At 40.0% G+C, this 22,300-nt stretch carries 27 protein-coding genes and 1 pseudogene; 7 read left to right on the top strand and 21 right to left on the bottom strand.

Annotated elements, in window-relative coordinates:
- Positions 1–16 precede the first annotated feature (16 nt).
- The gene (locus MHI11_RS08940; RefSeq protein WP_340960869.1) at positions 17–1,378 is read right to left on the bottom strand and encodes a coiled-coil domain-containing protein; all 1,362 of its coding nucleotides are present in this window, start codon (positions 1,376–1,378) and stop codon (positions 17–19) included.
- 223 nt (positions 1,379–1,601) lie between these two features.
- On the opposite strand from MHI11_RS08940, the gene MHI11_RS20920 reads away from it, so the two are divergent.
- Together MHI11_RS20920 and MHI11_RS08930 are read left to right on the top strand one after the other, a co-directional pair.
- Positions 1,602–3,209, top strand: coding sequence for a recombinase family protein (locus tag MHI11_RS20920; RefSeq protein WP_217012320.1), 1,608 nt, complete (start codon positions 1,602–1,604; stop codon positions 3,207–3,209).
- 12 nt (positions 3,210–3,221) lie between these two features.
- Positions 3,222–3,845, top strand: a pseudogene (locus MHI11_RS08930) (polysaccharide biosynthesis protein); the annotation flags it as partial.
- A gap of 51 nt (positions 3,846–3,896) precedes the next feature.
- On the opposite strand, the gene msrB reads toward MHI11_RS08930, so the two are convergent.
- Both msrB and msrA read right to left on the bottom strand, forming a co-directional pair.
- Positions 3,897–4,328 (bottom strand): peptide-methionine (R)-S-oxide reductase MsrB, encoded by a 432-nt coding sequence (msrB, locus tag MHI11_RS08925; protein ID WP_106035424.1) that lies wholly within the window; start codon positions 4,326–4,328, stop codon positions 3,897–3,899.
- Positions 4,325–4,861: a peptide-methionine (S)-S-oxide reductase MsrA gene (gene msrA, locus MHI11_RS08920; protein ID WP_340960868.1), complete on the bottom strand. Its 537-nt coding sequence runs from the start codon at positions 4,859–4,861 to the stop codon at positions 4,325–4,327. Before msrA ends, msrB begins: the two co-directional genes overlap by 4 nt.
- A gap of 155 nt (positions 4,862–5,016) precedes the next feature.
- Between msrA and MHI11_RS08915 the strand changes: the two genes are divergently transcribed.
- The 3 genes from MHI11_RS08915 to MHI11_RS08905 all read left to right on the top strand — a co-directional run bounded on the left by MHI11_RS08915 (position 5,017) and on the right by MHI11_RS08905 (position 6,530).
- A complete protein-coding gene (locus MHI11_RS08915; protein WP_370339267.1) occupies positions 5,017–5,430 on the top strand; it encodes a MarR family transcriptional regulator in 414 nt (137 codons plus the stop codon).
- Between the two features lie 54 nt (positions 5,431–5,484).
- Positions 5,485–5,745: a hypothetical protein gene (locus tag MHI11_RS08910; RefSeq protein ID WP_044141184.1), complete on the top strand. Its 261-nt coding sequence runs from the start codon at positions 5,485–5,487 to the stop codon at positions 5,743–5,745.
- 119 nt (positions 5,746–5,864) lie between these two features.
- Positions 5,865–6,530 (top strand): DUF4397 domain-containing protein, encoded by a 666-nt coding sequence (locus tag MHI11_RS08905; RefSeq protein WP_065098208.1) that lies wholly within the window; start codon positions 5,865–5,867, stop codon positions 6,528–6,530.
- A 31-nt stretch (positions 6,531–6,561) separates the two neighbouring features.
- Here MHI11_RS08905 and ypmT read toward each other — a convergent pair whose 3' ends face one another.
- The 7 genes from ypmT to ilvA form a co-directional block, all read right to left on the bottom strand.
- Positions 6,562–6,759, bottom strand: a complete 198-nt coding sequence (gene ypmT, locus MHI11_RS08900; protein WP_044141182.1) for a protein YpmT — start codon at positions 6,757–6,759, stop codon at positions 6,562–6,564.
- Between the two features lie 22 nt (positions 6,760–6,781).
- Positions 6,782–7,348, bottom strand: a complete 567-nt coding sequence (locus MHI11_RS08895) for a YpmS family protein (protein WP_065098209.1) — start codon at positions 7,346–7,348, stop codon at positions 6,782–6,784.
- Between the two features lie 9 nt (positions 7,349–7,357).
- Complete coding sequence (locus tag MHI11_RS08890) at positions 7,358–8,119, bottom strand: SGNH/GDSL hydrolase family protein (RefSeq protein ID WP_065098210.1); 762 nt, start codon at positions 8,117–8,119, stop codon at positions 7,358–7,360.
- 69 nt (positions 8,120–8,188) lie between these two features.
- Positions 8,189–8,779 (bottom strand): SCO family protein, encoded by a 591-nt coding sequence (locus MHI11_RS08885; protein ID WP_044141179.1) that lies wholly within the window; start codon positions 8,777–8,779, stop codon positions 8,189–8,191.
- A 24-nt stretch (positions 8,780–8,803) separates the two neighbouring features.
- On the bottom strand, positions 8,804–9,646 hold the full coding sequence (locus tag MHI11_RS08880) for a DegV family protein (RefSeq protein ID WP_003215944.1): 843 nt from the start codon (positions 9,644–9,646) through the stop codon (positions 8,804–8,806).
- Between the two features lie 187 nt (positions 9,647–9,833).
- Positions 9,834–10,085 (bottom strand): YpmP family protein, encoded by a 252-nt coding sequence (locus MHI11_RS08875; protein WP_003215729.1) that lies wholly within the window; start codon positions 10,083–10,085, stop codon positions 9,834–9,836.
- Between the two features lie 36 nt (positions 10,086–10,121).
- Positions 10,122–11,390, bottom strand: coding sequence for a threonine ammonia-lyase IlvA (gene ilvA, locus MHI11_RS08870; protein ID WP_065098427.1), 1,269 nt, complete (start codon positions 11,388–11,390; stop codon positions 10,122–10,124).
- Between the two features lie 181 nt (positions 11,391–11,571).
- Between ilvA and MHI11_RS08865 the strand changes: the two genes are divergently transcribed.
- Complete coding sequence (locus MHI11_RS08865) at positions 11,572–12,537, top strand: sigma 54-interacting transcriptional regulator (RefSeq protein WP_106067074.1); 966 nt, start codon at positions 11,572–11,574, stop codon at positions 12,535–12,537.
- A gap of 14 nt (positions 12,538–12,551) precedes the next feature.
- Positions 12,552–13,190 (top strand): PAQR family membrane homeostasis protein TrhA, encoded by a 639-nt coding sequence (trhA, locus tag MHI11_RS08860; RefSeq protein ID WP_044141175.1) that lies wholly within the window; start codon positions 12,552–12,554, stop codon positions 13,188–13,190.
- A 35-nt stretch (positions 13,191–13,225) separates the two neighbouring features.
- Here the strand turns inward: trhA and MHI11_RS08855 are convergent, their stop codons facing one another.
- The 11 genes from MHI11_RS08855 to MHI11_RS08805 form a co-directional block, all read right to left on the bottom strand.
- A complete protein-coding gene (locus MHI11_RS08855; RefSeq protein WP_044141174.1) occupies positions 13,226–13,849 on the bottom strand; it encodes a lysophospholipid acyltransferase family protein in 624 nt (207 codons plus the stop codon).
- A gap of 19 nt (positions 13,850–13,868) precedes the next feature.
- A complete protein-coding gene (gene folA / locus MHI11_RS08850; protein ID WP_044141173.1) occupies positions 13,869–14,354 on the bottom strand; it encodes a type 3 dihydrofolate reductase in 486 nt (161 codons plus the stop codon).
- Positions 14,351–15,145, bottom strand: coding sequence for a thymidylate synthase (locus tag MHI11_RS08845; protein WP_044141172.1), 795 nt, complete (start codon positions 15,143–15,145; stop codon positions 14,351–14,353). Before MHI11_RS08845 ends, folA begins: the two co-directional genes overlap by 4 nt.
- Positions 15,146–15,252: 107 nt before the next feature.
- Positions 15,253–15,780, bottom strand: coding sequence for a phosphatidylglycerophosphatase A family protein (locus tag MHI11_RS08840; protein WP_044141171.1), 528 nt, complete (start codon positions 15,778–15,780; stop codon positions 15,253–15,255).
- Between the two features lie 18 nt (positions 15,781–15,798).
- Complete coding sequence (locus MHI11_RS08835; RefSeq protein WP_106067075.1) at positions 15,799–16,416, bottom strand: YpjP family protein; 618 nt, start codon at positions 16,414–16,416, stop codon at positions 15,799–15,801.
- A 234-nt stretch (positions 16,417–16,650) separates the two neighbouring features.
- Entirely contained in the window at positions 16,651–17,439 is a 789-nt protein-coding gene (locus MHI11_RS08830; protein WP_340960867.1) for a class I SAM-dependent methyltransferase, read from the bottom strand.
- A gap of 66 nt (positions 17,440–17,505) precedes the next feature.
- On the bottom strand, positions 17,506–17,940 hold the full coding sequence (locus MHI11_RS08825; protein WP_003215999.1) for a BrxA/BrxB family bacilliredoxin: 435 nt from the start codon (positions 17,938–17,940) through the stop codon (positions 17,506–17,508).
- Positions 17,941–18,021: 81 nt separating this feature from the next.
- Positions 18,022–19,698 (bottom strand): dihydroxy-acid dehydratase, encoded by a 1,677-nt coding sequence (gene ilvD, locus MHI11_RS08820; RefSeq protein ID WP_044141166.1) that lies wholly within the window; start codon positions 19,696–19,698, stop codon positions 18,022–18,024.
- 306 nt (positions 19,699–20,004) lie between these two features.
- Positions 20,005–21,141 carry a conserved virulence factor C family protein gene (locus MHI11_RS08815; protein ID WP_106067077.1) on the bottom strand — a complete coding sequence of 379 codons (1,137 nt, stop codon included), beginning with the start codon at positions 21,139–21,141 and terminating at the stop codon, positions 20,005–20,007.
- A gap of 30 nt (positions 21,142–21,171) precedes the next feature.
- The gene (locus MHI11_RS08810) at positions 21,172–21,783 is read right to left on the bottom strand and encodes an HD domain-containing protein (protein ID WP_106067078.1); all 612 of its coding nucleotides are present in this window, start codon (positions 21,781–21,783) and stop codon (positions 21,172–21,174) included.
- A gap of 13 nt (positions 21,784–21,796) precedes the next feature.
- Positions 21,797–22,279, bottom strand: coding sequence for a glutathione peroxidase (locus MHI11_RS08805; RefSeq protein WP_003216059.1), 483 nt, complete (start codon positions 22,277–22,279; stop codon positions 21,797–21,799).
- Between the last annotated feature and the right edge of the window lie 21 nt (positions 22,280–22,300).

The following is a 22,300-nucleotide window of genomic DNA, read 5'->3' as shown; positions in this document are numbered from 1 at the left end:
TTACCTCTTTCCAACACTATAATTTCAATTGGTGTTTTGCATAAATAGTGCGAGATACTATAGTATCTTCATTTGGATTAAACAATACTTGATATTTAGGGTCATTGCCTTGATTAGTAATATGGTATATTATGTCATGAGAAGCACTATCTGCACAAGCTAATACTATATCAGCACTGATCATCATATTTTTAGTTTCTTTTAATTTATTGAAACCATCCATCCACTCAACTTGTAATCCATGCAACCTTAACCGATCTGTAAATTTTTTGCCGTCCCTACTACTAATGATTAAAACTTTAAAATCCCCGATATGAACGTGCTCAACTTCATTCTCTTTAGAGCCGTTCTTTTTTCTTCTTACTCTGTGTGTTTCCTGATCTGTATTAAATGACGTCTCATCTTCGTATGTTAAAACAACGTCTACAGTACCGTCATCATTTAGTATTCCTCTCGCAGCTTTACCTGATTCATCTGAAGATTCTTCTACATGAATACGAATTTGATATGTTTCACCATTAGTGCTTTCTAATTTATAGCTATCCTCGTATTTTTTTAAATACCCAAACACATTTACTCTTTCGGTTTGAGAAAAACTGTAAAACTTGCTCAAAGAGCGATATTTTTTCACTAATTTAAAAACTGACTTGAAACTGCTGTAATTGCTTTCATCCATTCGTTCATACAAATCATTCAACACTTGTTCTGGATCAATCATACTTAGATTCTCATAGAAATTATCATAAAAGGATTTATAATACTCGATTTTCTCATCCTTTTTATGAATTTTAGATTCTAATGTCTTCATACCCTTAGTTTTTTCAACCAATCGTTCTTCAAGGTGTTCAGCAGTTCTCTTCAGTTGATTTAGGTTGTCCTTTAATTGGTTTATTGTATTTAGACTCCCCTTGTATCGATTTTCGTAAGTTCTAAACTGTTTTGACTTTAAAACTTCTTCATCCAATTTTTCATTCAGCCGTTCGATGTCCAGGTGTGCTTGAGTGAGTTTTTCTTCATATTCTTTGATTAGAGCAGAGTCTCCATATTTCAAAGAATTTATTTCTTTAATTAAAGAATACTTCAAACTCTGAGCATCTTTTAATTTATTATTTTTGTTTGAGAGCTCTTCCCTGTCTCTTTTAGCTTGTTCAGATATCTGACTCAGCTCTTTTTTTAATTTTTCGTTTAATTTCTTTTGTTCTTTATAAAGCTTTTTATAATTTATATCTGACTTTTCATTTTCTTCTTCCTGATTAACATTTTCGTGACTTTTTTGTATAGACCTCATTTTTTTTATAAGTTCGTTCTTATTAGAGGCACTATCTTTTTGTTTGAATGGATTTTTTTTATTTTGTTCAAAGATGTGTTTATTATGCATCAGATACACCTAACTTATTACTGTATTTTAGAGTTATGCTTATTATATCAAAGGTTCAGCTTTTATTGAAATTGGTGTACTTAGAATGAAAGATATGTTTTATGCAGAGTGTTTTGCAATAGGTCTACAGGAAAGATTTTGTTGTTTTTGTAATAAATATATAATACAATCATTTTATAAAACTGCGGTTTAGCCGTTTATAACAAGGAGAGGTGCTTTTTTATTGGAATTAAAACACATTGTCAATTCTTATAATGTGACTAAAATTATTGGCTATTTAAGACGTTCTAGGCAAGATGTTGAAAGAGAGAAACGCACTGGTGAGGACACTTTAACTGAACAAAAAGAACTCATGAATAAAATACTGACAGGAATTGAAATCCCCTACGAAACAAGAACTGAAATTGGATCTGGCGAAAGTATTGAAGGAAGACCTGTTTTTAAGAGCTGCCTAGCTGATTTGAGATCTGGCAAATTTCAAGCAATTGCGGTAAAAGAAATTACTCGTCTTAGTCGTGGGAGCTATAGTGATGCTGGAGAAATCGTTAATCTTCTAAATGAAAAAAGGATTATCATAATTACACCATATAAGATATACGACCCCAGAAATCCTGTTGATGCTCGCCAGATTAGGTTTGAACTATTTATGGCCAGAGAAGAATTTGAAATGACAAGAGAAAGAATGAACGGTGCCAAGTTCACTTATGCTGCACAAGGCAAGTGGATTTCTGGTTTAGCACCGTTTGGATATAAATTAAACAAGCGCACTTCTCGCCTAGAGCCAGCAGATGAAAGCAAAGCTGTGGTGCAGTTGATATTTGATATTTTCTTAAATGGTCTTGATGGCAAAGATTTAAGTTATACAGCTATCGCAACCCATCTAACCAAACTCCAATTTACTACCCCTAGGGGAGGAAAAAGATGGAGCAAGGACAGTGTTAAAAAGATTCTTCAAAATGAAGCTTATATGGGAAGAGTTAGATATAAAGCAAGAGAAACCACAAAAGATGGTAAAAGAATATTCAGACCAGAAAGTGAGCACATTGTTGTCGATGATGCACATGAACCGATAATAAGTAAAGAAGACTTTGAAGCTGTTCAAACAAAAATTGCAAATAAAGTTCCCCTGCTTCCAGTGGTAACATCTTTTGAACCAAATGAATTAGCGGGATTATGCGTGTGTTCAGTTTGCGGGAAATCACTTCAAAAATATGAATCTGAATACAACAGACAAAACAAAGATGGAACTTCTAGCTATTTTCATGTGAAGTTGCTGATTTGCAGGATAAACAAGTGCACATCTGTAAGGTATCAGTATGTTGAAGATGCTATTTTAGACTATCTTGAGCAATTGATTGCATTAGAAAACGATAAGTTAAAGGATGTAATTGAAAAATCCATGGAAGCTGCAGAAAACAACAATTCAGAAAAGACAAGTGAACAGATGGTTGTTCAAGCGAATCAAAAACAGAAAGAACTTGAAAACAAATTGACATTTATTTTTGAAAAATTTGAGTCAGGAATCTATACTGATGAAATTTTTTTGCAAAGGAAAGCAGCCATTGAAAAAGAAATAAGTGACATAAAAAAATTAAAACAAGAACTAAGTATGACATTTGAAGTCAAAGATAAAGATGTCAATGAATTCCGGGTCAACATAGCAGACGTAGTTAAATTTTACAAAGAATCTAAAAGCAGAGGGATGAAAAATGAAAAACTAAGAACTGTTTTTGATTATATAGTTTTAGAAATGACAGAAAAAAGGCGAGGCCCCATCCCTGCAAAGTTTGAGATATATCCGTATCTTCGAATTGCTAGTGCATCACATTAAGTATCATGATAAACTGAAAAAGCAGTTTCTCCGACAAATGCCATGGGTGCAACAAAATTGATTTCAGAAAAACTATTTTTCCAAGCAAACGAAAGTATTCCGAACCAAAAAACAATGTTTTGCTCTGTGCGTTTTGGCAATGTGCTTGGATCAAGAGGTTCCGTCATTCCCATCATGCTCCAGCAGTTGTTAAATGAAAAACCTTTGACCGTAACTGATCCTCATATGACACGTTTTTTTATGTCCATCGAAGAGGCTGTCTCCCTCACACTTCAAGCAGCCATCATGATGAAAGGCGGCGAAACGTTCATTCTCAAGATGGAGTCATTACAGCTTGCTGATCTCTTAAAAGCGTTTCATGAATATGCTACTCAAATCAATGTCACATCTCCGGAAATTCTCGTTGTCGGGAAAAGACCTGGAGAAAAGCTTCACGAAGAGCTTACATTTCCGCACGAAGCAGATGCACTCTTTGAGCATGAACAATTTTATGCCATTTTACCAAGACCACAACTGCACGCTGACTTTCAAAAAGTCGACTTAACTAATTACACATCCAATGAAGCGCCTCTCATTACAAAAGAAAAGCTATTCCGCATCATTGAACAATTACATCACACGCATCATAAAAAATAAAAAATCGTCACACGGAAGCAGATGCTTTCCATGTGACGATTTTTCAATAGATCAATTAAATAGATGTTTCAAATCCCCATAGCCTTCTTTTTCAAGATCATCTTTTGGGATAAACTTCAAAGCGGCTGAGTTAATACAATACCGAAGACCATTTGGTCCTGGTCCATCAGGGAAGACATGCCCTAAATGAGAATCTGCTGTCTTGCTGCGCACCTCTGTCCGCACCATCCCATGGCTCTTATCCACCTTCTCGGCTACTTCCTCCTCTTCAAGCGGCTTTGTAAAACTCGGCCAGCCGCAATGGGCATCAAACTTATCTAAAGAAGAAAAAAGCGGCTTGCCTGAAATGATATCTACATAAATGCCTTCTTCTTTATGATCCCAGAATTCATTTTGAAATGGCGGCTCAGTGCCATTATTTTGTGTGACTTCGTACTGCATTCGGTTTAATTCTTTTAGTCGTTTTTCTTTATCGTTTGTCATGATTTATCACTCCAATGGGACTCAATAAAACCCGCTCTGCCAGAACCGATATGATATCGTTCGTAGTGCATTTTGTTCTTTTTATAATAATGCTGATGATATTCCTCTGCGGGATAAAAAGGAGCAGCATCTAAAATTTCTGTCACAATTGGCTTTTGGAAAGTGCCGCTTTCGTTCAGCTTCTCTTTCGATGCCTCTGCAAGCTTTCTCTGCTCGTCATGATGAACATAAATACCTGTGCGGTAGGACTCTCCTCTATCACCAAATTGGCCGCCATCATCTGTTGGGTCTATTTGCTGCCAATACAGTTCTAATAGCTTTTCATACGGGAAAACGTCTGGATCAAACGTGATTTGAACCGCTTCTCTATGTCCCGTTGTATTTGTACATACTTCTTCATAGGTCGGATTCACTGTATGTCCGCCAGTATACCCTGATTCAACTTTGATAATGCCCGGCTGTTCATCAAAAGGTTTAACCATACACCAGAAGCAGCCTCCTGCAAATGTGGCTAATTCTTGTTTTTCAGACATATTAGTGCCCCCTTCATTTAAAAAATGGTATCATCATATTATAACATGATGAAAAATAATGAAAATGATACGACTTGTATACCTAAAATATAAGAAAGCATTTTGTCGTATTTTACAATATAATGGGGGTTTGATGATTGGAACAAAGAAAAAAAATGATGTATGAAATGGATACTTTACTGAGAACCGTATTTAAGCAGATCCGTTATGAGATTAACAGCCTGCTCGAAAACGAATTATCTCGGAATGAATTTCTTATTTTAAATCTGCTTCGTGAGCAAGGTGCAAAAAAAGTAACGGAATTTGCGTCCATTCTAGGGGTGTCAGCAAGCCATATCACAGCTGTGACCGACACACTCGTAGAGAAGGGCTGGATCACCCGTATCCGTTCTAAAGAGGATCGCCGCATCATTAAAATCCACTTAACCGATAAGGGTAAGGAAATTACTGAGCATTTTGAGAAAAAGAAAACAGAATACTTTATGGAGCGATTTGAGTCATTCGACGACGAGGAACTAAAAACAATGATTAAATTATTTAAAAAGCTGGATAAAAGTCAAAAGGATTAAGCATAGAATTTAGCGCATTGGACATGCTACGGATAAAAAGAGGTGGAATGAACCATGACAAGCCCTTATCTTTGTCCAAACTGTAAAACGAACAGAACGCGCTTTAATCTGATTGAGCAGCTTTCAGAACCTGTGAAGCTGGACCCTGCGACCGGAGAAGTTGTCGAAAGATACGATGGAGAGCAGCTTTCTCCTTTTCACATGAGCTATCAAGGTCCTCAAATAAAGGTCCAGTGCGGTGTTTGTGGTCTCATTGAGGATGAAAAAACGTTCATTAAGCTAGCTGAATATCATCAATATTCTTCTCCTTCTTAACATGCGGGCCTGACGGAAAACGTCAGGCTTTTTTCTATGCTTCTTTTGCCTATACAGATCGTCTTTTTCATGCATACGCTACAAAAAACACCATCGCATAAGAAAGTAGGGATTGATACATGCAGCAGCTCTTTTATCATAACCATCCATACCGTCCACTCGCTGCGGGCTTCGAGCACCCTCAAAGCAGCCCTTCATCCAAAGCCTTTGTTCGGCTCTTTCACGCTGCCCCAGATCTTAGTGAGCTCGCTGTTTATGTGAACCGGAATGAGGTTTTGAAAAAAATGCCTTACAGCCAGTTAACAGCTTATATGGAGTGGGATGAGGGGATGTATGAGATAGAAGTGTTCAAGCTAGCTACAAAACAAAGAGTTCTTCATTCTCGTATGATGATTAAACGTGACGAGATTTATACCCTATGTATCACAGGTGCGCATGCAGGTTTTGCGCTGCTGACAGAGCGGCAAGACCCTCTAATTCAACATGAGGATCTGTCAGCCCTTACATTTGTCCACCTTTCTCCAGACCTTCCTTCCATTGATATATATGAACGTGATCAAGGGGTGTTAGCTAAGGAGCTTCACTATGTAAACAGCACTCACATTCATCATTTCTCCCCGAATAAATATCATTTTGAATTGAAAGCCGCCGGCACTCAAAGTATACTGCTTGATATCCCAAAAGTTCATCTGCAAGCCAATCGCGCATACCTCATTCTGCTTCATGGATTTGCTAATGGAGAGCCAGAGCTTATGGCGAAGGTGGTCTTGTCTCAGCAAATATAAAAAAGAGCCTTTTCCATAAAGGAAAGGCTCTTTACGAGACATCTTCAGCTTTTTCTTGCTTTTGAAAATCAAAAGCAAGAATCATGATACCTAGAAATAATGCACAATAGGCAATATTTAAGTAAAACTGATCGATATTTTCTGCTCTTAAATCAGTGGCAGCTGTCATGCCAAAATACGCAGCAAATAAAAACGACAGTAAACTAAAATATTGATAGACTCGCTTCATGATTTCACTCCTGACTCACTTTCTATTGCTTTGGATGATAATATGAGAACTCAATTTCATCGTTCTGTAGATCAATTTTGTTTGCTTTTACATACATATCATTCGTCAGCGGCATTTCTGAAAGGCGCACTTCAACCGTTTTTTGATCCGGTTTCACATGAACGAATTCTGGCAGTTCATAGAACTGACCCATGTAGCTTAGAACAAAACTAATCGGAATGCTCAATTGTCCAATTGAAAGGCCATCCACTTTCAAAAGCACATCACCATTATCTTCGACAGTTGGCGTAAATGAGACGTTTGCATCAATCGTCGAAGAGAAAGCTTTAATGGCGCCTGTTACTTTCACATCTTGATCGATCGCCACATGAAAGTCTGGCATATCACTAGACCCTTGATTTTTCAAGTAATCATTGATAAAGCTAGTGAGTGATTCCTTTGAGCTAGATATATTAAAAGAATACTCGCTTTTCAATTCTTTAGTTGAAGCGGATTGACCGCCTGGCAGCAACATCAAAATACCGCAGGCAAGTACAATCAATAGATTGATTGCAAGTAAAATAAAAAATAAGCTTTTCCACTTTTTCATACGTTCACCCTATTCCTTCGGCAGTCCTTCTTTTTTCACTTTGGAGAATAAACGATTTGCCATAAGAGAGTACCCCTTTTGGTTTGGGTGGAAATCATCATCTGCCAGTAATTTTTCATCAGAATCTTCTTCAAATAAATCGGCCACATTGATCATATCAGCGTTGCCGTCTTTTTTCAGTTCTTTTTTGGCAACGGCATTCCAGTCTTTGACGACTTCATCAATATCTCTTAGCTCAGTGAGACTGAATTTAAAGGGGTTATACATGCTTACATACATGATCTTCGCATGGTCATTATGTTCTCTCAGTTGAGCAAGAATGGTTTTAAAGCGCTCCTCAAAAGGCCCCTGCTCTTTTTGAAAAGGAGCAAACGTCAAATTGAGCACATTTTGACGAACGACATGCATTAAGTCATTGCCGCCGATCGTAAAGAAAATATAGTCAGCATCTTTCAGGCCGTCTTGCACCTTTTTTTCTTTTAATCTTTTTAATAAATCTACCGTTCTACTGCCTTTAATGGCATAGTTTTTTAATGTGACAGATTGCACGCCGTCCACCGCTTCTAACTTGTCACGAGTCATGCCTGCATATCCTTTTTTTTGTTGATCTCCGATTCCTTCTGTTAAAGAATCTCCAACCGCTGCGATGGTAATATGTTCTTTTACGTCTTGTGTGTCTTCTAGTTTATCCTTTATGCCAGCCTCTTGCGCGGAACATGCAGAAAGAACAAAAGCTAGAGACATCACAATCAAAATCAAACGAGCCTTCAAACGATGATGTCCCTCCTTTTTCTGATTAAAAAAGTGTATCATGTTTTTGCTCATTTGAACATCTTTATGCTAGCTTCGGATCAGCGTTTTGATGTCCTTGATGATGTCATCATATGGTGTGTTTTGTACACCATCATAATTTTTCATCACTTTCCCTTCTTGATCAACTAGGAAAAACAATGACTGATGGATCACTTGGTCTTCATCTTCAGGTTTCTTCACAATGGTTTTAAAGCTTTTCATTGCGAATTTTTCGATCGCAGACTGTGAATAGCCAGTGAGGAAATCCCAATTTTTAAAGGATAAAGGATATGCTTTTGCAAATTCTTTTAGCTTTTTCGGTGAATCTACCTCCGGGTCCACGCTAAAGGAAATGATATGCGCATCCAATTTTTCTTCTTTTAACCGTTTTTGTAGCTCTGTCATATGCGCAGTCATCGGCGGACAGATCGTTTCACAGCTTGTGAAAATAAAATCTGCCACCCATACTTTCCCCTTCAAATCATCCAATGACACCTTTTGTCCATCCTGATTTTCATATTCAAACGGCTGTATTTGATAATTTAACGCATCTTTGATTTGTCCATTTGAACATGAGACTAAAAGAAGCACGCTTATGGTAATAAGCGCACCAAGTGAGGCTCCCCTTTTTTTAAGCATGGTACGTCCATCCCCTTTTTCAAGTCAATCGGTATAAAAAGTAAAGCCTATTGCGCCTTTTCCAGTGTGACACGAAATAATCGGTGTTGTGTAGGCGATGTCAACAGGTGCTTCAGGTGTATGATCAAGCAGCGCTGATTTAAGCTTTTCAGCGAGTTCTAATGCATCTGCATGCGCTATCCCAATGGCTTGAACTGTTTTTCCTTTCACCGCCTGTACATACTGTTTGGTTAAATAGCGGACAAGAGCAGAATAGCTTCGCACATTCGCTTCTGGCGTGTATACCCCGTCTGTTAAGCTGGCAATTGGTTTGATGTGTAGAAGTGAGCCGATCAGCGCCTTCCCTCTTCCAATTCTTCCACCTTTCACGAGATTTTCTAATGTATCAATTGTGACAAATAGCTTTGTTCCAAGTCGGATTTTATCCATTTCTTTGATGATGTCTTCACGGCTTGCACCATTTTGTGCAAGTTCAGCTGCTTTGGTGACTTGAAACCCTAATCCATATGAAATAAAGTTTGAATCAATCACCGTGATGTTTCCGTCTACCATTTTCGAAGCGCTTTCAGCAGTTTGAACCGTACCACTCATCCCACCCGTTAAATGGATACTAATGACTTCGCTTCCATCTGCCGTCAGCCTTTCATATAATTCGACGAATTGACCGATCGCAGGTTGAGACGTTTTCGGCAATTCCTCAGCAGCCTCCATTTTTTCAATAAATTCATCTGGCTGTATATTTACTCGGTCAATATAATCAACCCCAGAAATGGAGATATTGAGCGGAATCACGTGAATGGAAAGATCATTGATTTTTTCTTGCGGAAGGTCCACAGTTGAATCTGTTACAATTTTAATTTGTTTCACTATCGTCTCATCCTTGCTGTCTTAGTCTTTACTTATGATATTACCTTATTTCGTGCTTACTTGAAAACAACTGTCATGACGTTTTGGAAATTGTCACATTTTCTTCTTTTCATGAAAAAAATCCTTGCCAAGCTGAGCAGCAGCCATTTTAAAACAGCCGCTCACTCCCTTTGACAAAGATTCCTTTTTACGCATTGTGTTTCAGTGTAGGCTCCTGATAGATCTGCTCATATGTGCTCCACTTGACGTTACGTTTCACATCCTCTCTGAAAGAGTACACAGCTCTCTTTCCTTTAGATACATAGACTTTTTTCAAGAAAGCTTCAAGTCTAAAGGTGAGCATGAAACGATACGGCTCATCTCCCTTTAGTACAGGAACTTCTGTTACCTTGATCTGAGCTCCATCCATCCGTCTAAAACATATTGTTTTGAGCAGCACAAACGATCAATCCTCTTTTCCAATGTTCTGTTACGCCTAAATAAATAGGTGGAATAAATCTTGATCTTTATTCACTTCAACATAATGGAATCCTTTTTTATTCATCCGTTCAATGAGCGCCGCATAGTCATCTCTTTCTTTCAATTCGATGCCAACAAGCGCGGGTCCTTTGCTTCGGTTATTCTTTTTCGTATATTCAAAGCGGGAGATATCATCATTTGGCCCTAATACTTCATCTAAAAATTCTCGAAGCGCACCTGCTCTTTGCGGAAAATTGACAATGAAATAATGTTGAAGCCCTTCATAGATCATCGACCGTTCTTTGATTTCCTGCATTCTGCCAATATCATTATTTCCTCCACTGACAATACAGACAACATTTTTCCCTTTAATCTCCTCGCGATGGGCATCCAGCGCAGCGATCGGAAGTGCGCCTGCCGGCTCTGCTACAATCGCACATTGATTATAAAGCTCTAAAATGGTTGTACATACTTTTCCTTCAGGTACAAGACTAATTTTATCGACAACAGACTGTAGCGATGTAAACGTCTTTTCACCAATCCGCTGAACCGCTGCTCCGTCTACAAACTTATCAATGGAATCAAGTGTCACAACCTTGCCCTTTTCATGGGAAGCATGGAGTGAAGCTGCGCCAAGCGGTTCGACGGCAATGATTTCGGTTTCTGGGGCGATATTTTTGATATATGTACCAACTCCAGATAACAGACCTCCACCTCCAACACTTGCAAATAAAAAGTGAGGCTCCACTTCGATATCATTTAATATTTCTACAGCAGTCGTTCCTTGTCCTGCCATCACATCCAAATCATCAAACGGATGGATAAACTCGCGCTTCTCTTCATCTCCGCATTTAACTGCTTCATGATATGAATCATCAAACGTATCTCCGGTTAAGATAATTTCAACATATTCTTTGCCGAAAAGCTCCACTTGAGATACTTTTTGTCTTGGTGTCGTAGCAGGCATAAAGATTTTCCCGTGGATACCTAGATATTTACAAGAATAGGCAACACCTTGTGCGTGATTTCCTGCACTTGCGCAGACAATGCCGTTTTCTAGTTTATTTTTTGGAAGCTGACTCATTTTATTAAAAGCGCCTCTTAATTTAAAGGAACGAACTACTTGCAGATCCTCTCTTTTTAAGTAGACATTACATTCATATCGTTCAGAAAGTCGCTCATTTTTTTGAAGAGGTGTATGAATGACTACATCCTTCAAATTTTGATGGGCCTTTAAAATATCTTTCACTTGAATTAGCGTGTTTTCTTTGAGCAACGGTTTCATGTACAAGATCCTTTCTCTTTAACCTTATTTAATTTGTCATTATAACATGAATATTCAAAAAATAAACCGATAGATCATGGATCAAGTATAAATTTCATAAACTTTTTCGTTTTTCTGTACATTTGGTTTTATTGGGTGTTACAATTGAACCAATAAGAACCATAAAGAAAGGAACCACCCGATGACCACACATTCGTTTACGTCTATATATGGAGAACATCAAGAAATGAAGCGTGCCATTCACCTGGCAAAGCAATTCACAAAGCACGAGCAGCCGGTCTTGATCACAGGAGACATTGGCACAGGCAAAACACGATTTGCCCATGAAATTGCTCATGCATCGGCTCCAAACGCTTCACTGAAACATCTATATTGCCCCATTTTAGATGAAGATACCTTGCAGAAAGCCTTCACGGAAAAGACCCGTCAAATCCTTTATTTAGACGAAATCGCCGCATTAAGTATTCCTATGCAGCATCAGGTCATTCGTTTTCTGGAAATCTCTCCTGCAACAAAAATCATTGCCACTTCGTCTTTATCAATAGAGGCATTGAGAGTTTCATCTGCCTTTTTACCTGAGCTGTTTTATCGCTTAAATGTTTTCCATTTGCCTTTGCCGTCATTAGCAGATCGAAAAACTGACATTCCTGTGTTAACAACTGCTTTCTTTCAGGAGCTGAGCATGGCGCCTGATATTGATCCAAGTGTTTGGGAAACCTTGCAGGAGTATCCGTTTGAAGGAAACGTACAGGAACTCAAAAATATCGTTCATTATGCTGCAGTCATTCTCGAGGGGCAAACGGTATTTTTACACCACCTGCCGCCTTTTGTGTTAACCCCTCCGCCGGAGGTAAAAGGAAAAAAGGAAGATCATCAACTCACACTAATGGAAAAACAAGAGTTTGTTTTCCTGCTAGAAGCCATTAAATCTCTCAATGAGAAAGGTGAAGCAGCCAGCAGACGCATCTTATCTGAATTAAGCAAACAAGGCGACATTCCGCTGACCCCTCAGCAGGTGAGGAGCCGATTAGATGATCTTGAGAAAAAAGCATACGTGACGAAAGGAAAAGGCAGGGCCGGCACGAAGATTACACTTGAAGGTCTTTCATTCCTGAAGTCACTTGATGGTTATATACCGGTTCAATAAAAGGAGGACATCCATTGTTTACTGTAAAAGAAGAAATTGCCAACGCCATTACACATGGCATTGGCGTTATTTTATCCATACCAGCCATTGTTTTTCTCGTGTTATTCGCTGTTCAATACGGCACTGTCACAGAGATCATCAGCTTTTCGATATTTGGCGCGTCCATGTTGCTGCTTTATTTAAGCTCGACCTTGCTTCATAGCATTCGGCACAAAAAAACAAAAGATGTATTTGAAATCCTCGACCACTCGGCTATTTATGTATTGATTGCTGGTACCTATACGCCCTTTTTACTAGGACCATTAAAAGGCGCACTCGGCTATACGCTTCTTGCAATTGTATGGGCTCTTGCTGCTGGCGGGATTGTCTTTAAAATCTTTTTCGTCAAACGGTTTATCATTGTGTCCACCCTCGTTTATTTATTAATGGGCTGGATGATTATCATTGCCATTAAACCACTTTACATTCAATTAACGGGCGCAGGATTTGGCCTCTTACTATTAGGCGGTCTTTTGTATTCGGTCGGAACCATCTTTTATATTTGGCGTAAAATCCCTTATCATCATGCGATTTGGCACAGCTTTGTGCTCGGCGGAAGTGCGTCGATATTCTTCTGCATTCTCTTCTATTGTGTGAACATTCCTGCTGCATGAAAAAAACCAGCATCCGAAAATGGATGCTGGTTTTTTTATGCGCGCTTTTGGGCGTAATCGCTCATCATGACAGGCGCTTTAATATGAATATCAACGTTAACAGGCCGCAGCCTTTTCACGACTTTTCCAGCTAATAGACGATCCGTTCCACTTGTTTCAATCGGTACAAGCGGACAATCACAATCTTCAGCAAGTGCCTCTGCCATGTGACGATGTGCTTCTGAAAGCAATACACTCTGCCCCGATAAGATTCTTTCCTTTGCTTCTTCTAACAAGGCATCATCAGATTGATTCTGATGCATAACCGCCATCTTCTTCAGCCATTGTTTTAAAATCGGATATCGAAAAAGATTCGGCTTTGCCATGAAAGCAAATGGCTTCTCAAGGTGACCAATCAATAATGTCGTCGTGACTGGATTCAGTGCCTGTGTGATATAAATAACGGGTCCATCTGGCAGCTTCTTTTGCTGATGAATGGTCATGACTGATCCTGACTGGTCAATACATCCCCGGGCAAACCTTTTTGCATGCTCATGAATGAGATGCATTCGTTTCGTATAGGAAATGCGTGGATCAGTTAATTCATGGGCATGCAAATGCCTCAAACTTTTACAAAAGGATACAACAACATAAAGCGTTAAAACCCAATAACGAAACAACCGTACTCCTCCTACTCATTTATCCTTTTTTGTCATATACGACAAATTCATAATTGTAGGGGTTCTTTTCGTCACGATGGCCTTTTTCGCGTGATACAACCGTCCATTCGTTTTCATTGTAATCAGGAAAGTAGCGGTCTCCTTCAAACGCATGGTGAATATGCGTGATATATAGACGATCCGCATATGGCATCATTTCTTCATACAGCTTAGACCCGCCGATGATAAATAACTCTGTCTCGCTTTCCCCAATTGCCAAAATATCGGCAATGGAATGGACAACCTCGCATCCTTCTGCTTCAAAAGAAGAACTTGTTGTCAAAACGATATTTCGACGGTTAGGCAGCGCTCGTCCAATTGATTCAAACGTTTTTCTGCCCATGACAATCGTATGACCGCCTGTGACCTTCTTAAAATACGCTAAATCAGCTGGTAAATGCCAAGGCATTTGATTATCTTGACCAATGACTCTGTCTTTTCCTGTCGCCACAATCATCGAAATCATACACTGACTTCTCCTTTGATATGCGGATGCGGATCATAGTTCTCAAGTACAAAATCATCGAACGTGAAATCAAAGATGCTCTTCACATCTCTTGTGATGCGAAGCTGCGGAAGCGTGCGTTCCTCGCGCTCTAGCTGCATGTTCACCTGCGGAAGATGATTCTGATAAATATGTGCATCTCCTAGCGTATGAACAAACTCTCCTGGCTCAAGATTTGTGACTTTGGCAATCATCATCGTGAGAAGAGCATATGAAGCAATATTAAATGGCACGCCTAAAAAGATATCTGCCGATCTTTGATAAAGCTGGCAAGAAAGCTTCCCGTTTGATACGTAAAATTGAAACAGACAATGACATGGTGGCAGTGCCATTTGATCAATTTCAGCCGGGTTCCAAGCGCTGACGATCAGTCTTCTTGAATTCGGATTATGCTCGATATCGTGGATCAGCTTTGTGATCTGATCCACAGTCTCACCGTCCCCGCTAGCCCAAGATCGCCACTGCGCTCCGTATACACGGCCCAGTTCGCCATTTTCATCTGCCCATTCGTTCCAAATACGGACACCATTTTCCTGAAGATATTTGACATTTGTATCACCTTTTAAAAACCACAGTAACTCATGAATAATTGATTTCAGGTGCAATTTCTTTGTTGTTAACAGCGGAAATCCTTCCTGCAAATCAAATCTCATCTGGTAACCGAACGTGCTGATTGTGCCTGTTCCCGTTCTGTCACCTTTTTCATCCCCGTGCTGTAATACATGACGGCATAACTCTTTGTATTGTTTCATTTTTTTCATCCTTTATTTATGTTCTTGTTGTAGTTTACCTTATTTCTGCTTTTGTTTAAACACCAAAAAAACATGCCTGCATAATAATGAGCAGACATGTTTTTCTTTTATACTTGATTCACTCGATCCTGCTCTTCGTCCTTAATATCTTGGTGTGAGTGAGCAATACGGCTAGCTGCTGCTGCGGCAAGCGCGGCGACAAGATCATCAAGGAAGGTATGCACTTCACCTGGACGACCTTCATCTAATTCCCTGATAATACCAAATTTCTCTTTATCTAAATAACCGAAGTTGGTCAAACCGATTGATCCATATACATTGACAATGGAAAGCGGAATAATCTCATCAATTCCATATAGCGGCTCATCTGTTTCAACTAAGTGCTGCAAAGGTTCTGGCAACAGCTTTTTTTCAGCCAGCTGATCAAGGGCAAGTCCTGTTAAAACAGCATGGACAATTTCCCTTTTATTCAACACTTTTTCAACATTTTCAATACAGACACTAAGTGGAAGGTTTGGATGATATTTTTCTTGAAGCTTTAGCACAATGTGTGCAATATCTTCAATTTTCACTCCGCGTTCGTTTAACATTCGTTTTGTAATCTGCACCATTTCGTTCATTGTATACTTTTTCAATTGGCATGACATCTCCTTCTAGTGGCTCATCCAGCTCGGCGGGGTGTTTTTGTTCCAGTAAATATTACCGAGTTCATGATGCGTCTGGAATCCATCTTCTGCTGTATGGTAGTGAAAGTTAAACCAATATCCGCTGTGTGGCGGCTGATCTCTTCTCACATGAAAACGGAGCAAATCTTCTCCAGTCTTCCGGTTGTAGATGTGAAAGATTTTTTCGCCATTTCCGCTTGAAGGCTGATCAGTTAACACAACATCTTGAAATTTTTCGTCATCTTTGAAATTTGTTAAAACATCGGTTAACACTTGTTCAATTTTCGGTTGAATCTCTTCTCTGTACTCGTCTTCAATGACAGGTGTGATTTTACGGCCGAATTTGAGAAAGGATTGATTTTCTGCACTTGATAGAACCTCTTCCTTATATTGCTCAAAGGGGTCTACCTGCTCTTTGCTTGCCTCTTGCGATCGTTCCCAGCTGCGCAATTCATCTGATGTATCATAAACCGCTGTATAAGGCGTTTTATCAGGTGAAGAAAGTTCAGATGGCTTGTCTGTCATCAAAGCCGACGGAGGAGAGACCAAACCAAAAGTTGCAATTGTAAAGAGCGCAACAAGCGTTTTTCTCATCCACATCTTCATGATATCTAATTCCTTCCATAAGTTATCATACTGCTATTCTAGCATATAATGAATTTTCAGTCATTCAATTTGGTCACTGATTTGAGACTTTCTTTTTTATAATAAAACGTTTACAATGACAGTACAGGCAACTAAAATTTGGGAGGAATGGGTATGCTTGAAGGCTTTTTCGTCACAGCTTCCTTGCTGACACTGTTTTATTTTGTCTATATGGAGATTACGGATTAAAAGCCCTTAGAGAGGGCTTTTTTTTTTCTCGATATATCCATAATGAAATTGGGCTGTTTTTCGTTTGATGACATGAAATTGGTAACAGTCCGCTGTAAATCGTGTGCTTTTCCAATGATCTTTTAACACCACTCTTTTTCTTGCCACCCTTAATGCTTCTTGCACGGCTGCTTCGTGATCAAAGTCGTGCTCTGCCGCATGACGCAGCGGCGCTATACTTGTAGATTCTTGAATCGTTTCCTCAAACATCGGATCAAAATAGACGATATCAAATGAACAGTCAGGATACTTCTTTAGTTGCTCGATACTGTCTCCACTAATAACAGAAATCCGTTTCATCGCTTCATCAGCTTCCTCTATCCCCGTCTCCCATGTATTCAGTCCTTCTCGCACAAGTAATGCCGTAATGGGATTCTTTTCAATACCGACGACCCTTCCATTCCTGCCTATCGCACAGCTTGCAGTTATCGCATCAGACCCTAAGCCAAGTGTGCAATCTAAAAAGGAATCGCCCGGCTTTAGCTGTGCTGCTTCAATTAAGGGATCCTTTTCTTCGCGCAAGATCCGCTTCACCCTGAACATCGCTGAGCTTGGATGAAAGAAGAACTTTTCACCATTTGGCTGATACCATTCAAATCTTTCTTTCCCGACAACAAGGACATCTCCTCGTTTTATCGCAAGCTGTTTGACAGATTGTTTGCGTCTTTCTACATACTCACCATGTAAATCCTCTGCAAGTGCCTTTGCTGTTCCAATCGTTTGTTCATTTGCTCTAAAGCTTGTTGTAATGAGCATATCGTTCCTCCATCATGATCAAGAAAAAATGCCCTGATCTAGTTCCAGGGCATTTCAACACGTGTATTAGCAATGTTTTTCAAATGCAGTTAAGACATTTTTCATGATATCTTCCATTTCATGACCTTCAATTTCGTCACGTGGGATAAAATGAACGAGTTCATTTCCTTTTAAAAGGGCCATAGAAGGAGATGATGGCTCTTCACCAGTGAAGTATTCTCTCATTTTTGCTGTTGCTTCCCGGTCCTGCCCAGCAAATACTGTGACGATTTTGTCGGGCGCTTTTTCTGCCTTCATCACAGCTTGAGTCGCTGCTGGGCGTGCTAAGCCGGCAGCACAGCCGCATACAGAATTAACAACAACAAATGTTGTTCCTTCAGCTTCTTGCATCGTTTGTTCTACTTCTTCTTCCGTCGTTAGTTCTTGGAATCCTGCACTTGTCAACTCTTGGCGCATTGGCACAACGAGCTGGCGCATATATTCTTCATATGCCATTGACATAAAAAAGCCCCCTCTAAAATCCTTATGTTGTGAATAAAGGATACTATAGAGAGAGCCAATTTTCAAATGTTCTATTTCAGATTAAATTTTCATGATTCCGCCTGTATTGGCTGAGGTCACAAGTTTTGAATATCTGGCAAGATAGCCCGTTTTCACTTTTGGCTCAAAGCCTTTCCAGTTCGCTTTTCGTTTTTCCCATTCTTCCTCTGGAACCTCTACGCTTAAAATGCGCTGCTCAATATCGACGACGACATGGTCACCATTTTCAACAAAGGCAAGCGGGCCGCCCTCAGCTGCTTCAGGAGAGACGTGTCCGATAGACAAGCCACGAGAAGCGCCGGAAAAACGTCCGTCCGTAATTAAAGCAACCTTTGGTCCAAGTCCCATCCCGACAATTTGTGAAGTAGGAGCAAGCATTTCTGGCATACCAGGTCCGCCTTTAGGTCCTTCATAGCGAATGATGACAACATGTCCTGCTTCTACTTTTCTATTAATGATGCCTTCAAGAGCTTCTTCTTGGGATTCAAATACGATTGCAGGTCCTTCGTGACGTGTGATTCCATCTTGTACCCCGCCCGTTTTAATGATGGCTCCATCAGGCGCAAGGTTTCCAAATAAAACGGCTAAACCGCCCTTTTCAGTAAATGGCTTATCGATTGGATAAATGACGTTATAGTCTTTGACCTCATGACCTGCAATGTTCTCACCAAGTGTTTTCGCTGTGACGGTCATTGTATCTAAATGAAGTGCGCCTTCTTTTTTGGACAATTCATTTAGCGCAGCTGTGACGCCGCCTGCTTCATGTAAATCCTCAATATAAACATCCGAAGCTGGAGCAAGTTTTGATAAATGAGGCACACGCTCTGCTACTTCATTGATACGTTCAAGTGAATATTCAACACCTGCTTCATTTGCGATCGCCAGTGTGTGAAGAACTGTATTCGTTGAACCACCAAGTGCCATATCTAATGCAAATGCGTTATCAATTGCTTTTTCAGTCACAATATCACGTGGTTTAATATCCTTTTTAATGAGCTCCATTAGTTGTTTTGCTGACTTTTTCGCAAATTCTCTTCGCTCTGGTGATGTCGCCAAAATCGTTCCATTTCCAGGAAGAGCAATTCCAAGTGCCTCTGCTAAACAGTTCATTGAGTTTGCTGTAAACATACCTGAACAAGATCCGCAGGTCGGACAGCCAAACTGTTCTAATTCATTTAATTCCTCTTCGTTAATTTTACCTGACTGGTAAGCACCGACGCCTTCAAATACAGAAGAAAGAGAAATCTTTCTGCCATCACTTGTTCTACCCGCTTCCATCGGTCCACCGCTGACAAAGACCGTCGGAATATTGACACGCATTGCTGCCATCATCATCCCCGGTGTAATTTTATCGCAGTTAGGAATACAAACCATTCCATCAAACCAGTGAGCAGATACAACGGTTTCGACAGAGTCAGCAATGATTTCACGGCTTGGTAGTGAATATCTCATCCCGATATGACCCATTGCAATTCCATCATCGACCCCAATCGTATTAAATTCAAATGGGACCCCGCCAGCTTCACGAATGGCTTCTTTCACAATCTTTCCGAATTCCTGAAGATGGACATGACCCGGGACAATATCAATATAGGAATTACATACAGCAATAAATGGCTTGCCGAAGTCCTCATCCTTTACCCCCGCTGCTCTTAGTAAGCTTCGGTGAGGTGCTCTGTCAATTCCTTGTTTAATCATATTACTACGAAGTTCTGCCATCTGTTTAAAAAGCCTCCTATACTACAAGTCTTGTTGACTGTATGATTTTGAGTTGATTTTATTTTACAAATTTTCTGTTTATTTAACCACCGATGAATGACCGATGACCAACATGGCTGCTGAATCTAGCGCTCAGCAAGGTTCGTGTCATAAAATCTGACCTCCAATATTCTATATTGGTACTACTATATAGAGTTTTTTCGTATATTTCAACAATATTCAAAATAATTTTTCTAAAAAAATTTTTCTGTCTATGATTTTAGAAAAACAAGCTGCCTATCATTGGCAGCTTGTTCATAAGTCTCATCATTCTGATGCATTTTTTCTGCTTTCTGTCATTTGCTTCCATACTGAGCCTTTCGCTTCTTCTCCGTGCTCAATGCGCTCAATCGCCATTTTCACTTGAAGGCTGACTTCAAATTCTGGGTCTTGCTCAGCTTCTTTTAATGCGTCAAGTGCTGTTTCGTCACCTTCTTCGTAAAGAAACATCGCTGCACGCCAGCGAACAAGTTTACTTGGGTCCTTTAATGATTCGATCATTGCTTCTATAGCGCTCGGGTCACCAAGGTCTGAAATGCAGTCTCCAGCGGTTCTGCGGACCGTCACTGTTTTATCTTTAAGCCCTTTATATAAAATAGGCAGAATAGCAGGATCTTCAATCATTCCAGCATTCACAACGGCTTGTCTGCGAATCGATGTTTTAGGGTCCTCCATTGCTTTCATTAAAACAGGTATATCCTTTTGCTCTGGCTGCATTTGCTCTAGATGGGCAAAGCGCTTTTTCCAATCTTCCTCACGCAGCATTTCTTCTGTCACGTCATATGCCTTACGGTTCACCTGTCGATCTACAGCTTCTTGCCCTTCTTTGACCGCTTCTGTTAAGCGAGCTAAACGCTCATCATCATAGGCTGCCTGCAGCTCTTCTGTCACTTCCTGACCGATATCTGCAAAGTCGCCAAAACGAACGCCATGTTCTTTCCACACACGTTCAAATACGACATTGTCTGAACTGCTTCTGAGCTTTAAAATGGCTGCTTGGAAGCGTTCAGGCATGCCGAATCGCTCTTCTCTTTCACCGTCTGTTAATTTGACTTGCATCGGAATCCCATTAAACATTTGGACAAACACTTTGACTTCGCCAAATGTGTCACCGCCAGACTGCGATCCTTCCTGAAGGCCTTCTGTTTCTTGACCAAAGGCTTCTCTGACCTGCTGCAAGATGCCCTGCCAGTCAAACTTTGCATTACGCTCAACCGCTAAGAAGTCTGCGACATGATAAACACCTTTTACACCTTCAATGTTCAAAATACGCTTAATCATCTCTGGCGCTTCGTCTTTTTGATCCTTTTTGTAGTTGTTGCTTTTACCGCCGGCAAGTGCTTCTGTCAAAATGACCTTCATCGTATTTGGACTTGGCGTCGGTTCTATCGCTGTTATTTTCATCTATACATCCTCCTTACACACATAAAGACCCTACTCATCTGTAAGGCCGCATTCTTCTTTCCATGTCTTGATAAATAGGCTCATCAAATCGTGCCGATCCTCAGCAAGCTGCTTTCCTGCATGAGTGTTCATTAAGTCTTTTAATTTGAGCAGTTTTTCTTCCATATGTTTTAGCACGGAGCCCTGCTGCGTGTCCTTTGAATAGTGGGGTTCCCCTTTTGCGCCTGCATAAGTAAACACCCTCGCAATACCGGTTGCTCCTATCGCATCGAGCCGATCTGCGTCTTGAACAATGGCCCCTTCTAACGTTATTGGTCTATTCTGCTTATGTCGATGACGAAAAGACATCGTTGTAATGATGTCCATGATATAACGAATATCTCGCGTATGAACTTCCCAAAAAAGGAGCTGATGCTCAAGCTGCTGTGGTGAAAGCTTCCATTCACTCGACAGTTTTTCATCAATGATATCATGAACAATCGCTGCCATTTCAATCACAAAAAGAGAGCCGCCTTCTTGATTTGCAATCTGGCGGGCAAGCTGCCGCACACGATCAATATGAGCCGCATCGTGTCCAGTCGGTTCATATTTCAGCCGATCTGAAACAAAGGAGGCAGCTGCCTCCAATTGTTTTTTCTGCATGACGGTAAGCACCTTATTTGTCCAAAAGAGCGATGATGGAGCTTTCTAATTCTTTTGGTGATGTTTTCGGAGAGAACCGCTCAGTGACTTCTCCGTTTTGATCCACGATAAATTTTGTGAAATTCCATTTCACTGTTTTCGTGCCAAGTACACCTTTTGCATGACTTGTTAAATGTTTAAAGAGCGGGTGCGCGTTGTCACCATTGACATCTACTTTCGCAAACATAGGGAAGGTCACCCCATAATTCAAAGAACAGAATTCTTGAATGGCTTCTTCTCCTTCTGGTTCTTGGTTCATAAATTGGTTACATGGAAATCCTAAAATTTCAAGGCCCTTTTCATGATATTGATCATATAGCTCCTGCAGTTGTTTAAATTGAGGAGTTAGTCCACATTTGCTTGCTGTATTGACAATAATGAGTACTTTTCCTTTGTAATCTGCCATTGATTTTTCTTGACCGTTAATGGTCTTGACCTGAATATCATAAATTGACATCTCATAGCCTCCTAGGATTCA

The sequence above is a fragment of the Bacillus sp. FSL K6-3312 genome (genome assembly GCF_038007485.1).
Classification (GTDB): Bacteria; Bacillota; Bacilli; order Bacillales; family Bacillaceae; genus Bacillus; species Bacillus pumilus.
This window is presented reverse-complemented; position numbering and strand designations above follow the sequence as displayed.